The following is a 14,548-nucleotide window of genomic DNA, read 5'->3' on the forward strand; positions in this document are numbered from 1 at the left end:
CGTCTCGGGTCACTGCCCGCACGCCCTCACCCGCGCGCCCGCTCACGCCGCCTCCGCTCCCCGCACGATCCGCACGGCCCACCACAGCCCGGCTGCCTCGAACGCCGATCCGGTCGCCAGGCAGCCGAGGCCGGCTCCGGTGTGCAGGAGCACGCGGAGCGGGTCCGCGCCCATGGCCGTGCCGAGGAGCAGGCCGAGGGCGGGCAGTACGGCGAGCAGCACGGCGGTCGCCCGAGCGCCCGCCAACTGTGCGCGGAGATCGGCGCTTTGGTCCCGCTCCGCCCGCAGGGCCGCGTCCAGCCGGTCCAGGCCCTGCGCGAGTCCTGCGCCCTGGTCCACGGCCACCCGCCAGCACGCGGCCAGCCCGAGCAGGCCCTCCGCGCCCGGCTGCCGGGCCGCCGCGGCGAGCGCGCCGGGCACGTCCCCGCCGAACCGCGCCGCCGCGACCACGGCCGCCTGCGCCTCGTCGAGCCCGCCGGAGTCCCTCGCGGCCCGCAGCAGCGCGTCGCCCGGCTGCCGTCCGGCACGCACTTCACCGGCGAGGGCGCCGCACAGGGCGATCACCGTGTCCGCCCGCCGCTCCCGGACGCGCCGGGCCTGGCGGGCCAGCCGTACCCGGCGCAGCACCGGGACCCCGGCCGCCCCCGCGACCACGGGAATCGGCGAGGCCCCCAGCAGCCCGAGCAGCAGGCCGGCCACGAGCGCCCACCACTCGGCGCCCAACCGGCCGCGCAGCCGCCGCAGTTCCGCGAGGGTCTGGTCCCAGGCGGGCGGACCGGTCGCCACCACTCCCCCGCCGGCGAGCAGCAGCCGCGCCCGCCGCATCCCGTGGTGCCGTCCGCCCAGCAGCCAGGCCAGCGCGCCGAGACAGATCAGCGCGGCCCCCATCGACGTGCCACCGATCACTTCCGCCACCTCTCTCCGTCGTCCCCGCACTCCCCAGCCGCGCCCAGGAGGTGCCGCAGCCGCTCCCAGCCCCGCTCCCGCTGGAAGGCCCGCTCGCCCCAACGCAGCGCCGGCACCGTGTGGACCAGCCCGGTGGCGTCCCGCTCCAGCACGTGCACCTCGGCGATCCGGCGCCGCCCGGACCGGTCCCGCACCAGGTGCAGGACCACGGAGAGCGCGGCCGCCAGCTGGCTGTGCAGCGCGGCCCGGTCCAGCCCCGCGGCCGTGGCCAGTGCCTCCATGCGGGCCGGCACATCCGCGGCGGCGTTGGCGTGGATCGTGCAACAGCCGCCCTCGTGGCCCGTGTTGAGAGCCGCGAGCAGATGCACGACCTCCGGACCGCGGACCTCGCCGACGACGAGCCGGTCGGGCCGCATCCGCAGCGCCTGCCGGACGAGGTCCTCCAGGGTGACCAGGCCGGCACCCTCCTGGTTGGCGGGCCGGGTCTCCAGCCGGACGACGTGCGGATGGTCCGGTCGCAGCTCGGCCGAGTCCTCGGCGAGCACGATCCGCTCGCCCGCGCCGACCAGGCCCAGCAGGGCGCTGAGCAGGGTCGTCTTACCGCTTCCGGTGCCGCCGCTGACCAGAAAGGACAGCCGGGCCGCCAGCAGGGCCCGCAGGACCCGGTCGCCGCCGGGCGGTACGGTGCCGGCCTCGACCAGTTCCTCCAGCGTGAAGGCCCGGGGCCGTACGACCCTGAGGGCGAGGCAGGTGCAGCCGACGGCGACCGGGGGCAGCACCGCGTGCAGCCGGGTCCCGTCGGGCAGCCGGGCGTCCGCCCACGGCCGGGCGTCGTCCAGCCGGCGTCCGGCCACGGCGGCCAGCCGCTGTGCGAGGCGCCGTACGGCCGCCGCGTCGGGGAAGGTCACCGAGGTCAGCTCCAGTCCGCCGCCGCGGTCGACCCACACCCGGTCCGCGGCGGACACGAGGACGTCGGTGACGTCCGGGTCGGCGAGCAACGGCTCCAGGGGGCCGCTGCCGACGAGTTCGGACCTCAGTTGCCGGGCCGCGCCGAGGACCTCGGCGTCGCCGAGCACCCGGCCCTGTTCGCGCAGGGCCTGTGCCACGCGCGCGGGGGTGGGTTCGGCGCCGCTTTCGGCCAGTCGGCGCCGTACGCCGTCAAGCAGGGCGGCGCCGTCCGCGCGGTCGAGTGCTGGGTGGGTCATCGCGGTCCCCCCGCCTCGACCAGCGTCCGCTCCCAGAAGTTCACGCAGAAGCGGGCGAGCGGGCCGCGTGCGGCCGCGCCCGGCGGTTTCGCGCCGCCCCGTGGATGCAGCAACGGCGGTTCGACCGGGACCTCGCCGGCCAGCGGCAGGCCGAGCAGGCGGGCCACCTCCTGGTCGTCCAGGCCCGGCGCGTACGGCCCGCGCACCGCCACGCGCAGGTCGCGCACGACCATGCCGACAGCGGAGGCGACCCGCCCGGCGGCCGCGACCGCGCGCAGTTCGGCGGGGACGACGAGCAGTGCCATGTCGAGCTGGGCGAGGACTTCGGCGACCCCGTCGTCGAGGCGGCGGGGCAGGTCCACCACGACCGTGCCGCCGCGCCGCCGGGCGGCGGCGAGCACCGCGCGCACCGCCTGCGGCGGAATGGCGACGCAGTCGCCGCGGTCCCAGCTCAGCACCCGCAGGGAGTGCAGTTCGGGCAGCGACTCCTCCAGGGCGCCGCCGCCGACCCGGCCGCGGGAGGCGGCGAAGGCGGGCCAGCGCAGTCCGTCGGTGCTCTCGCCGCCGAGGAGTACGTCGAGTCCGCCGCCGAGCGGATCGGCGTCCACAAGGAGGGTGCGCAGGCCCTCACGCGCGGAGGTGACGGCGAGCGCGCACGCGAGGGTGGAGGCGCCGGCCCCGCCGCGGCCGCCGATCACCCCGACGGTGAGGGCCGGGCGGCCGACTCCCTCGGCGACGTCGGCGATCCGGTCGACCAGCCACTGCTCGCCGTCGGGCAGCATCAGGACGTGATCGGCGCCGATCTCGACGGCGCGTTTCCACACCCCGGGGTCGTCCTGGTCACGGCCGACCAGCACGACTCCGCGCCGGCGTGTGGCGCCGCCCAGCCGGCGTGCGGCGTCGTCGCCGACGAGCACCAGCGGGGCCGTTTCCCAGCCACCTCCGTGTTCGGGCACGCCGTGGTGGACCTCGGGTGTGGCGCCGGCGGCCGCGCACAGGCGCAGCAGGTCGTCCAGGATTGCGGCGTCCTCGGTGACGATGAGCGGCCGGCCCGGCCGGTCTCCGGCGCCGGGCGGCGGGTCGTGGGTGACGGCAGCGGTCACGTGCGTTCCCCCTTCGCTGCATGGGCCGCGCAGCCCCTGCGGCCACGCGATTCCCAAAGGTGTGAAGAACCGGAAAGCGGTCCCCCATATGAGCGGCCGGCGGTAACCGGCCATACACGCTCCGACAATCGGAACCGGCCACCAACTCGCCATGGCCCGAGCGCGTGGGAATCACGGTGCAGCGATCCGCGAAATAAAGTGGATCTTGTTGGAAAACTGTGGACAACTCGCAGGCTGTGAATATCGCCATCACCCATACCGGTGACGTCCGTACTGTTGCCCGTGCGCCTTCCGCAGCGCAGCGCGACGATTACAACGGGTGACGGATCATGGGCGCGCCGAAGCGGCGGCCACGGTGACATGGCGCCTGGGCCGCGGTCACGCGGAAAGCAGGGGAGGAGGGGAGAAACCCGTCCGGACATGCGACGACCCCCGCCGGGGGGGAGAGCGGGGGTCGTCTCCACGGCCGACTCGGGGGGGGAGGAGCCGGACCGGGTTAGCACGGTCGCGAACGATCCGTGACTTCCATGGTGTACCCGAGAGCCCTCTCAGGCAAACCCACACGCCCACCTTACGCCGAATGGGCTGCGCCTATGCTCAGGGTCGTGGAAAACCACTCCTTGCCCCGCGCAGCAGCCTTCTTTGACCTGGACAAGACGGTCATTGCGAAGTCGAGCACGCTCACCTTCAGCAAGTCCTTCTACCAAGGCGGGCTGATCAACCGCAGGGCCGCGCTGCGCACCGCATATGCCCAGTTCGTCTTCCTGGTCGGCGGCCTGGACCACGACCAGATGGAGCGCATGCGCGAGTATCTGTCCGCCATGTGCCGCGGATGGAACGTGCAGCAGGTCCGGGAGATCGTCGCCGAGACCCTGCACGACCTCATCGACCCGATCATCTACGACGAGGCCGCCTCCCTCATCGAGGAGCACCACGCGGCGGGGCGGGACGTGGTGATCGTGTCGACCTCGGGCGCCGAGGTGGTGGAGCCCGTCGGCGAGCTGCTCGGTGCGGACCGGGTGGTGGCGACGCGCATGGTCGTCGGCGAGGACGGCTGCTTCACCGGGGAGGTGGAGTACTACGCCTACGGCCCGACCAAGGCCGAGGCGATCCGGGAACTGGCCGCGTCCGAGGGCTACGACCTCGACCGCTGCTACGCCTACAGCGATTCAGCGACCGATCTGCCCATGCTCCAGGAGGTCGGGCATCCGCACGCGGTGAACCCGGACCGCGCGCTGCGCCGCGAGGCACTCGCACGGGGGTGGCCGGTCCTGGAGTTCCGCCGGCCGGTTCCGCTCAAGAAGAGGCTGCCCACGTTCTCCGTACCGCCCCGCCCCGCGCTGGTCGCGGCGGCGGCCGTAGGAGCGGCGGCCGCGACCGCGGGCCTCGTCTGGTACGCCAGCCGACGCCGGAGCACCGTCTGAGCCGGCCCAGCGCCTCAGCGGAAGCGGCGCCTCAGCCGGAGCGGCGCCCGAGCCGGACCAGCACCGGAGCAGCGCCCGTTTCGCCCTTGTTCGAGCCTGAAAGTAAAGAACAGCAGGCAGGGCTTCCGCTTCCCTGCGGCTCGCGGTACAAAGGCCTTAGGCCCGCGAGACCAAAGGACATCCGAGAGGATCCCCTGACACTACGCACTTGGCCCACGGACCCCGCATGGACATCGGGCACCCACGCGACGTCGACCCGTCGATTACGGGCCAGCCGCACCAGGTGACGGGCAAAGTCCCCGACCTGATGGGCACATATCGAGGACGCTTGGTAACCCGGTGAGCATGCCAGCGGCGGTACGAGCATTCGTACCGCCGCAACCCATGTCCGGGGCAGTTCCGGGAAGCCCTCTCAGGCCGCGCCGCGCTGCAGCGCCTCGCACACCGCCGTCGACTCGCGCGCCCCCAGCTCGACCGCCCTGCCGCAGTGCGCGATCCAGGCCGCCATGCCCTCCGGGGTGCCGGAGACATAGCCGTCCAGCGCCGCCAGATAGGCGGCGCGGCCCAGCTCGGCGTGGCCGACCTCGGCCGGACAGATCGCCTTCGGGTCCAGGCCGCTGCCGATCAGCACGATCCGCTCGGCCGCGCGCGCGACCAGGCCGTTGTGGGACACGAAGGGCCGTAGCGCGAGCAGCTCGCCGTGCACCACGGCGGCGGTCACCAGCGCGGGCGCGGACGTCCCCTTGATGATCAGGTCCGCGAGCCCCTCCAGCCGGCCGGAGACCTCCCGGACGTCCGGCAGCGGCAACTCGACCAGCGGCTCGTCCACCGTCTCGCCCGCCTGGCGCGGCCGGCCGACCTCGTCGCCCTGGCTCGCCGCGGCCACCAGGTGCAGCCGGGCCAGCACCCGCAGGGGCGACTGCCGCCAGATGGACAGCAGCTGCCCGGCCTCCGCCGACAGCCTAAGGGCCGCGCCCATGACCCGCGCCTCGGCGTCGGCGCCGAAGTCGGTGCGTCGCCGCACCTCCTCCAGGGCCCAGTCGGCGCCGGAGAGCGCGGCGGAGCCGCGGGCGGCGCGCAGGGCCGCCTCGGAGGTGATCTCGGTGCTGCGGCGCCGCATGATCCGGTGCCCGTAGACCCGGTCCACGGCCTTGCGCACGGACTCCACGGAGTCGGCCACACCGGGCAGCGAGCCCAGGGCCGCGAGCGGGTCGGCGTTCGCGCCTGTCGTACTCATGAGTACGACCCTACGCACCCCATCGGCCGACCCCTCGAAGGAGTGGTCTTCTTCACTTCCGCCTGCCACATACAGCTATCACCTGACTACTGTTGGTGAACATGAAAATTGCTTTCGTCGGGAAGGGCGGCAGTGGCAAGACCACGCTTTCCTCCCTCTTCATCCGCCACCTCGTGGCCGCCGGCGCCCCGGTGGTCGCCATCGACGCCGACATCAACCAGCACCTCGGGCCCGCGCTCGGCCTCGACGAGAGGGAGGCCGCCGCGCTGCCCGCCATGGGGGAACGGCTGCCGCTGATCAAGGACCACCTGCGCGGCTCCAACCCGCGGATCCCCTCCGCCGCCACGATGATCAAAACCACTCCGCCCGGCGAGGGCTCGCGGCTGGTCCGGGTGCGGGAGCCGAATCCGGTCTACGACGCCTGTGCGCGCCCGGTGGAACTCGACGGCGGCGCCGTCCGTTTGATGGTCACCGGCCCCTTCACGGACGCCGACCTGGGGGTCGCCTGCTACCACTCCAAGACGGGAGCGGTGGAGCTGTTCCTGAACCACCTCGTCGACGGCCCCGACGAGTACGTCGTGGTCGACATGACGGCGGGTTCGGACTCCTTCGCCTCCGGCATGTTCACCCGCTTCGACATGACGTTCCTCGTCGCCGAGCCGACCCGGAAGGGGGTCTCCGTCTACCGCCAGTACAAGGAGTACGCCCGCGACTTCGGCGTCGCCCTGAAGGTCGTCGGCAACAAGATCCAGGACCCGGACGACATCGACTTCCTGCGCGCGGAGGTCGGGGACGACCTGCTCGTGACGGTCGGGCGCTCGGACTGGGTGCGCGCCATGGAGAAGGGCCGCCCGCCGCGGTTCGACCTCCTGGAGGAGGCCAACGCCCGGGCCCTGCACACCCTGCGGGCGACCGCGGACGCCACGTACGAGCTGCGGGACTGGGAGCGCTACACCCGCCAGATGGTGCACTTCCACCTGAAGAACGCCGAGGCGTGGGGCAACGAGCGCACCGGGGCCGACCTGGCGGCGCAGGTCGACCCCGCCTTCGTGCTCGGCGAGAGCGTGGCGACTCCCGCTTAGTGCCTACTGCTTGACCGCCGGCGCCCCGGGCACGCCCTTGGGCGCCGGGGCCGGGCGGCCGGACAGGAAGGACGCCCAGCCCTGCTTGGGAGCCTCGCCCACCTTCAGGGTGCGCAGCTTCTCCAGGGTCTTCGGGTCCTGGGCGTCCAGCCAGTCGACCAGCTGGTGGAAGGACACACAGCGCACGTCGGGCTTGTTGCACACCTCCTTCACCGTGTCCTCGACGGCGCGCATGTACGTGCCGCCGTTCCAGGACTCGAAGTGGTTGCCGATGATCAGCGGCGCGCGGTTGCCGTCGTAGGCCCGGTAGAAGCCCTTGATGAGGCCGTCGCGCATCTGGTCGCCCCAGTAGTCGAACTGGTCCGGGTCGCCCTGGGTCTCGGTGCCGGACTGGTTGACCATGAAGTTGTAGTCCATGGTCAGCTGCTCATAGGTGTGCCCGGGGAAGGGCACCAGCTGCATGGACACGTCCCACAGCCCTTCCTTCTTCTTGGGCCAGACCTGGTTGTTGACCCCGCTGGAGTCATAGCGGAGGCCCAACTGGCGGGCTGCCTTCATGAAGTTCTGCTGACCCTCCAGGCAGGGGGTGCGGGCGCCGATCAGCTCCTTCTCGTAATCGAAGGGCAGCGGGGCCGACTTCTTCAGGCCGCTGTTGGTCTTCCAGGCCTTCACAAACTGCTTGGCCTGGGCGATCTCGCTCTTCCACTCGTCCACCGACCAGGTGCCGACCCCGCCGTCCGGCCCGCAGAAGTGGCCGTTGAAGTGCGTGCCGATCTCGTTGCCCTCCAGCCAGGCCAGCCGCGCCTGCTTGACGGTGTCGGCGATCCCCTTCTCGTCGTTGAAGCCGATGTCGGAGCTGCCCGGCGAATGCTGGGGAGGCTTGTACAGGTCCCGCTTCTCCTCCGGCAGCAGGTACACGCCGCTGAGGAAGAACGTCATGGTCGCGTGGTTGTCCTTGGCGACCTTACGGAAGTGCGAGAACAGCTTCTGGCTGTCCTCGCCCGCGCCGTCCCAGGAGAACACGACGAACTGGGGCGGTTTCTGACCGGACTTCAGCCGCTCGGGTCTCGGCAGATGCGGCTGCGCGCCGGTGTACGCGGTGGATCCGTCCCCGATCAGCCGGAACACGCTCTCGGGGGCCGCGGCCCCCTCCTGCGGGCCGGACGCCCCTTCCTTCGAACCGTTGGAGCCGGTCGCGCAACCGGCGAGTGACGAGGCACAGGCCGCGGCGACCATGGCGCCGACGGCGATCCTCTGGGTGGCGGCCATGTTCCGCCCACCTTCTTCCTTCTCTCGGACACACGCTGACGAGGGCCGTTTTCTCGTGAGATGCCGGGCTTGTCCTCCGGCAGCGCCGCCAAGGTCGCACGGGACCGAGAAGGAATTAGTACGACAAGCCGATCAAATGATTAATTCACTCCGGCGAGCGATGCTTTACCCCATTTGCCCCGAGAAGTTATGCCTCGTCTTTACTTTTCATTACGGTTCATTTACCGATGGTGATCCATCCCGCCCAAGTCCGTGACCCTGCCAGCCCGGAGGAGACGGGACCATGCCAGCCTGCGCACCCCCGCACACCCCGCAGCCGCACGCATCGCACAGCCCCTCGCCGGGCCATCGGCGCCGCTTGCCCGTGGCGGGCGCCGATGTGTCCGCGTCCCTCGCGGTCTTCCTGATCGCCCTGCCCCTGTCCCTCGGCATCGCCCTGGCCACCGGCGCTCCGCTCCAAGCCGGTCTCGTGGCCGCCGCCGTGGGCGGCGTCGTCGCCGGCCGGCTCGGCGGCTGCCCGCTCCAGGTCAGCGGTCCCGCCGCCGGACTCACCGTGGTCACCGCCGACTTGATTCACCGCTACGGCTGGCGGACGACCTGCGCGATCACCGTCCTCGCCGGATTCGCCCAGGTCGGTCTCGGCTGTCTGCGGGTGGCGCGCGGCGCGCTCGCGGTCAGCCCGGCCGTGGTGCACGGCATGCTCGCCGGCATCGGCATCACCATCGCCGTCGCCCAGCTGCACATCGTCCTCGGCGGCAGCCCGGACAGCTCCGTCCTCGCCAACCTGCTTGCACTGCCCGCCCAGTTGGCCCATCTGCACCCGGCCGCCGTCTCGATGAGCGCGCTGACGCTCGCCCTGCTGCTGGTCTGGCCCCGCCTGCCCGGCCGCGCCGGCCGGCTGCTCCGGGGCGTGCCGGCCGCCCTCGTCGCCGTCGCCGGGTCCACCGCCACGGCGACGGCGACCGGACTCACCCTGCCCCGTGTGGACCTGCCGTCCTGGCGCAGCCACGCCCTGGCCGGACTGCCCGAGGGGCCGGCACTCGGCCTCGCCGCGGCCGTGCTCACCACCACCCTGGTGTGCAGCGTGCAGTCGCTGCTCGGCGCGGTGGCCGTGGACAAACTGGTCGCGGGCCGCCCCGGCCCCCTCCCCCGGGTCGGGCGCTCCGACCTCGACCGTGAGCTGCTGGGCCAGGGTGCCGCCAACATCGTCTCCGGGGCGCTCGGCGGACTGCCGGTCGCCGGCGTGGCCGTGCGCAGCACCGCGAATGTGAATTCAGGTGCCGTGAGCCGGAACTCCACGATGCTGCACGGCGTTCTCGTAGTAGTCGCCGCGCTGCTGATGGTCCCGGCACTGGAGGAGATCCCGCTCGCCTCCCTCGCCGCCCTGGTCATGGCCGTTGGTATCCAGATGGTGTCCCTGCACCACATCCGCACGGTGACGCGCCACCGAGAAGTGCCGGTCTACGCCGCGACCACACTCGGCGTGGTGCTCCTCGGCGTCCTCCAGGGCGTGCTCCTCGGAGTCGCCATGGCCGTCGCCCTCGCCCTCAATCGCCTCGCCCGCACCCGCATCACCCACGAAGAGAAGGAAGGAGTCCATCACGTACATGTCCGAGGTCAGCTGACATTCCTCGCGGTGCCCCGGCTCAGCCGAGCCCTGCATCTCGTATCCCAGGGCGCCCACGCCGTCGTGGAGTTGGACGGGTCGTTCATGGATCACGCGGCGTACGAGTCACTGCAGGACTGGCGCAGCGCCCACATCGCGCGGGGCGGTACGGCCGAGCTGTCGGGCCGGCGCGGCGGAATCCGGACCGCCGGGCCGATCCCTTCCGCCGGGTGCCGGTGCCGGCCCTGGACGCCCTGGCGCAACCACCAGTTCTGCTTCCCGGAAGCCGTCGCCGCTCCGGCGGGCCGGGAGCCGGGCCGGGAACTGGCCCGGGGGATCAGCTCGTTCCAGCGCAACACCGCGCCGCTGGTACGAGGAGAGCTGGCGCGGCTCGCCCGGGAGGGCCAGCAACCCGCGCAGCTCTTCCTCACCTGCGCCGACTCCCGGCTCGTCACGTCGATGATCACCGCCAGTGGTCCCGGCGACCTGTTCGTCGTCCGCAACGTCGGCAACCTGGTGCCGCCGCCGGGCGAGGAGCACGGTGACGACTCGGTGGCGGCCGCCGTCGAGTACGCGGTGGACGTGCTCGGCGTGCGCTCCATCACCGTGTGCGGGCACTCCGGCTGCGGAGCGATGCAGGCGCTGACGGCCCCGCGCGACACAGGCGGCGACGCCCCCGACACCTCGCTGCGGCGCTGGCTGCGGCACGGGCGGCCGAGCCTGGCGCGGATGGCCGGCGACCGCCGTACCCTTCCCCGGCTCGCCGGGCGGGCGCCGGTGGACGCGGTGGAGCAGCTGTGCCTGATCAACGTGGTCCAGCAGCTGGAGCACCTGCGGGCGCACGGCCCGGTGGCCCGGGCGCTGGCCAGGGGCGAGCTGGAGCTGCACGGGATGTACTTCCACGTGGGCGAGGCCCAGGCGTATCTGCTCGCGCAGACCGAGGAGGGCGAGGTGTTCGAGGAGGTCACGGGAAGTGTCACGGGAGGGGTGTCCGCAAAGAAGGCAGAGAGTACGGCGTGCGAGAGTGCGCCCCGACAGGTCTAAACCAATTTTCCCGTCGACCCTTGTCATCGGACCCCCGTGTCTGATGAGCTGTGGCCTGGGACACAACGGACACCCTTCGAGAGGGAGATGTCGTGAGCAACGAAAGCCTGGCCAACCTGCTCAAGGAAGAACGCAGGTTCGCGCCCCCCGCCGACCTGGCCGCGCATGCCAACGTCACCGCGGAGGCGTATGCACAGGCCAAGGCTGACAGGCTCGGCTTCTGGGCCGAGCAGGCCCGCCGGCTGACCTGGGCCAAGGAACCGACCGAGACGCTGGACTGGTCGAACCCGCCGTTCGCCAAGTGGTTCAAGGACGGCGAGCTGAACGTCGCCTACAACTGCGTGGACCGCCATGTGGAGGCAGGGCACGGGGACCGGGTCGCCATCCACTTCGAGGGTGAGCCCGGCGACAGCCGCTCGATCACCTACGCCGAGCTGAAGGACGAGGTCTCCAAGGCGGCCAACGCCCTGCTGGAGCTGGGTGTTCGCAAGGGCGACCGGGTCGCCATCTACATGCCGATGATCCCGGAGACGGCCATCGCGATGCTGGCCTCGGCCCGGATCGGCGCCGCGCACTCGGTGGTCTTCGGCGGCTTCTCGGCGGACGCGCTCGCGACCCGGATCCAGGACGCGGACGCCAAGGTCGTCATCACCTCAGACGGCGGATACCGGCGGGGCAAGCCGTCCGCGCTCAAGCCCGCCGTGGACGAGGCGATCGGGAAGGTCGACAACGTCGAGCACGTGCTGGTGGTGCGCCGTACCGGGCAGGACGTGGCATGGAACGGCGAGCGGGACGTCTGGTGGCACGAGCTGGTGGACCGGCAGTCCGCCGAGCACACCCCGGAGGCGTTCGAGGCCGAACACCCGCTGTTCATCCTCTACACCTCGGGCACCACCGGTAAGCCGAAGGGCATCCTGCACACCTCCGGCGGCTACCTCACCCAGACGGCGTACACCCACTGGGCGGTCTTCGACCTCAAGCCGGAGACGGACGTGTACTGGTGCACGGCCGACGTCGGCTGGGTCACCGGCCACTCGTACATCGTGTACGGCCCGCTGGCCAACGGCGCCACGCAGGTCATGTACGAGGGCACGCCGGACACCCCGCACCAGGGCCGGTTCTGGGAGATCGTGCAGAAGTACAAGGTCACGATCCTCTACACCGCGCCGACGGCGATCCGGACGTTCATGAAGTGGGGTGACGACATCCCCGCCAAGTTCGACCTGTCCTCCCTGCGCGTCCTCGGCTCGGTGGGCGAGCCCATCAACCCCGAGGCATGGATCTGGTACCGCAAGAACATCGGCGCCGACCGGACGCCCGTGGTGGACACCTGGTGGCAGACCGAGACCGGCGCGATGATGATCTCGCCGCTGCCCGGTGTCACCGAGGCCAAGCCCGGCTCCGCGCAGACCCCGCTGCCCGGCATCAGCGCGACGGTGGTCGACGACGAGGCGAACGAGGTGCCCGACGGCGGCGGTGGCTACCTGGTGCTGACCGAGCCGTGGCCGTCGATGCTGCGCACCATCTGGGGCGACGACCAGCGGTTCATCGACACCTACTGGTCCCGGTTCGAGGGCAAGTACTTCGCCGGTGACGGCGCGAAGAAGGACGACGACGGCGACATCTGGCTGCTGGGCCGGGTGGACGACGTGATGCTCGTGTCCGGGCACAACATCTCCACCACCGAGGTGGAGTCGGCCCTCGTCTCGCACCCGTCGGTCGCCGAGGCGGCCGTCGTCGGTGCCGCCGACGAGACCACCGGCCAGGCGATCGTCGCCTTCGTGATCCTGCGCGGGACGGCCGCGGAGACCGAGTCACTCGTCGGCGAACTGCGCGACCACGTGGGCGCCACGCTCGGGCCGATCGCCAAGCCCAAGCGGATCCTGCCGGTGGCGGAGCTGCCGAAGACCCGTTCCGGGAAGATCATGCGGCGGCTGCTGCGGGACGTGGCCGAGAACCGTCAGCTGGGGGATGTGACCACCCTGACCGACAGCACGGTCATGGACCTCATCCAGGCGAAGTTGCCTTCGGCGCCCAGCGAGGACTAGGCGGACAGGGGTGCCCGGTGTCAGCACCGGGCACCCCTTTTCGTTCGGCTCACTAACCTCTGGCGTCAAAATCGAGTAAAATGGCGATCTCAGGGTGTGCCGGGAAGTCTGGTCGGCGGCGCCGTCGGCGATTCCGCGTGACGGCGTGATCATCGCCGTACCGACCCGGAGGTCCCCGCCGTGGCCGCGCCCCCTACCCGGAAAACCCCCCGCAAGGCTCTTGGACGTCTGTCCCTGCCCGAGCGTGCCCTGGTCGCTGACGCCCTGCGCACCGAGACGGTCGGCGGTGTCCTGCTGCTCCTCGCCTCCGTGGCGGCGCTGCTCTGGGCGAACATCCCCGCGCTCCACGCGAGCTACGAGTCGGTCGGCCACTTCCACCTCGGCCCCGGCGCGCTCGGCCTCGACCTGTCCGTGGCCCACTGGGCCGCCGACGGCCTCCTCGCGGTGTTCTTCTTCGTCGCCGGCATCGAGCTGAAGCGCGAGCTGGTCGCCGGGGACCTGCGCGACCCCAGGGCCGCCGTCCTGCCTGTGGTGGCCGCGCTGTGCGGCATGGCCGTACCGGCGCTCGTCTACACCCTCACCAGCCTCGCCGGGCACGGCTCCGCGCAGGGCTGGGCGGTGCCCACCGCCACCGACATCGCCTTCGCACTCGCCGTCCTCGCGGTCATCGGCACCTCCCTGCCCAGCTCGCTGCGGGCCTTCCTGCTCACCCTCGCGGTCGTCGACGACCTCTTCGCCATCCTGATCATCGCCGTCTTCTTCACCGACCGGCTGAACTTCGCCGCGCTCGGCGGGGCCGCCGCCGGGCTGGTGGTCTACTGGCTGCTGCTGCGCAAGGGCGTGCGCGGCTGGTACGTGTACGTGCCGCTGGCCGTGGTGATCTGGGCGCTGATGTACAACAGCGGCGTGCACGCCACCATCGCCGGCGTGGCGATGGGCCTGATGCTGCGCTGCACCCCCCGCGAGGGTGAGCAGCACTCCCCGGGCGAGCACATCGAGCACCTGGCGCGGCCCCTGTCCGCGGGGCTCGCCGTGCCGCTGTTCGCACTGTTCAGCGCCGGGGTCACCGTCTCCGGCGGGGCGCTCGGGGACGTGTTCACCAAGCCGGAGACGCTCGGTGTGGTGCTCGGGCTCGTCGTCGGCAAGACACTCGGGATCTTCGGCGGCACCTGGCTCACCGTCCGCTTCACCCGCGCCTCCCTCAGCGAGGACCTCGCCTGGGCCGATGTCTTCGCGGTGGCCTCCCTCGCCGGCATCGGCTTCACCGTCTCCCTGCTCATCGGGGAACTGGCCTTCGCGGGCGACGCCGTCCTCACCGACGAGGTCAAGGCGGCCGTCCTCACCGGATCGCTGATCGCGGCGCTGTGTGCGACGGTGCTGCTGAAGATGCGCAACGCCAAGTACCGGCGGCTGTGCGAGGAAGAGGAGCGCGACGAGGACCTCGACGGCATCCCGGACATCTACGAGCAGGACGACCCCGCTCATCACCTGCGCATGGCCCGGATCCACGAGCGCAAGGCCGCCGAACACCGGCGGATCGCCGCCGAGCGGGCGGCTGCGGCGCGCCACGGGCTTGCGGAAGTACCGGGCGGGGCAGGCGATGATGACGACCGTCCGGCATGAT

Annotated in this window: 10 protein-coding genes; 5 read left to right on the forward strand and 5 right to left on the reverse strand. The window is 71.8% G+C overall.

The genetic code is table 11. The features are described from left to right. Nucleotides 1-42: 42 nt before the first annotated feature. Genes ACIGXP_RS29245 through ssd form a run of 3 tightly spaced genes read right to left on the reverse strand, consistent with a single transcriptional unit; the run spans nucleotide 43 to nucleotide 3,214 of the window. On the reverse strand, nucleotides 43-888 hold the full coding sequence (locus tag ACIGXP_RS29245) for a type II secretion system F family protein (RefSeq protein ID WP_399773536.1): 846 nt from the start codon (nucleotides 886-888) through the stop codon (nucleotides 43-45). A 14-nt stretch (nucleotides 889-902) separates the two neighbouring features. Next, entirely contained in the window at nucleotides 903-2,111 is a 1,209-nt protein-coding gene (locus ACIGXP_RS29250; protein ID WP_399773283.1) for a TadA family conjugal transfer-associated ATPase, read from the reverse strand. Next, nucleotides 2,108-3,214, reverse strand: a complete 1,107-nt coding sequence (gene ssd / locus ACIGXP_RS29255) for a septum site-determining protein Ssd (RefSeq protein ID WP_399773286.1) — start codon at nucleotides 3,212-3,214, stop codon at nucleotides 2,108-2,110. The genes ACIGXP_RS29250 and ssd overlap by 4 nt, the downstream gene beginning before the upstream one ends. Before the next feature lie 593 nt (nucleotides 3,215-3,807). Here ssd and ACIGXP_RS29260 point away from each other — a divergent pair. Further along, the gene (locus ACIGXP_RS29260) at nucleotides 3,808-4,638 is read left to right on the forward strand and encodes an HAD-IB family hydrolase (RefSeq protein WP_363215577.1); all 831 of its coding nucleotides are present in this window, start codon (nucleotides 3,808-3,810) and stop codon (nucleotides 4,636-4,638) included. 412 nt (nucleotides 4,639-5,050) lie between these two features. On the opposite strand, the gene ACIGXP_RS29265 is transcribed toward ACIGXP_RS29260, so the two are convergent. Then, the gene (locus ACIGXP_RS29265) at nucleotides 5,051-5,875 is read right to left on the reverse strand and encodes an oxidoreductase (RefSeq protein WP_399773290.1); all 825 of its coding nucleotides are present in this window, start codon (nucleotides 5,873-5,875) and stop codon (nucleotides 5,051-5,053) included. A 101-nt stretch (nucleotides 5,876-5,976) separates the two neighbouring features. Here ACIGXP_RS29265 and ACIGXP_RS29270 point away from each other — a divergent pair, with 101 nt between their 5' ends. Beyond that, nucleotides 5,977-6,957 carry an ATP-binding protein gene (locus ACIGXP_RS29270; protein WP_399773293.1) on the forward strand — a complete coding sequence of 327 codons (981 nt, stop codon included), beginning with the start codon at nucleotides 5,977-5,979 and terminating at the stop codon, nucleotides 6,955-6,957. 3 nt (nucleotides 6,958-6,960) lie between these two features. On the opposite strand, the gene ACIGXP_RS29275 is transcribed toward ACIGXP_RS29270, so the two are convergent. Next, on the reverse strand, nucleotides 6,961-8,226 hold the full coding sequence (locus tag ACIGXP_RS29275; RefSeq protein ID WP_363215580.1) for a hypothetical protein: 1,266 nt from the start codon (nucleotides 8,224-8,226) through the stop codon (nucleotides 6,961-6,963). A 283-nt stretch (nucleotides 8,227-8,509) separates the two neighbouring features. On the opposite strand from ACIGXP_RS29275, the gene ACIGXP_RS29280 reads away from it, so the two are divergent. From ACIGXP_RS29280 to nhaA, 3 genes are all read left to right on the forward strand, one after another. Then, nucleotides 8,510-10,876, forward strand: coding sequence for a SulP family inorganic anion transporter (locus tag ACIGXP_RS29280; protein ID WP_399773295.1), 2,367 nt, complete (start codon nucleotides 8,510-8,512; stop codon nucleotides 10,874-10,876). Between the two features lie 92 nt (nucleotides 10,877-10,968). Further along, the gene (gene acs / locus ACIGXP_RS29285) at nucleotides 10,969-12,924 is read left to right on the forward strand and encodes an acetate--CoA ligase (protein ID WP_363215582.1); all 1,956 of its coding nucleotides are present in this window, start codon (nucleotides 10,969-10,971) and stop codon (nucleotides 12,922-12,924) included. 180 nt (nucleotides 12,925-13,104) lie between these two features. Further along, complete coding sequence (gene nhaA, locus ACIGXP_RS29290; RefSeq protein ID WP_399773298.1) at nucleotides 13,105-14,547, forward strand: Na+/H+ antiporter NhaA; 1,443 nt, start codon at nucleotides 13,105-13,107, stop codon at nucleotides 14,545-14,547. Nucleotide 14,548 lies beyond the last annotated feature (1 nt).

Origin of the sequence: Streptomyces sp. NPDC053069, from assembly GCF_044546895.1 — a bacterium.
In the GTDB taxonomy this organism is placed as follows: Bacteria; Actinomycetota; Actinomycetes; order Streptomycetales; family Streptomycetaceae; genus Streptomyces.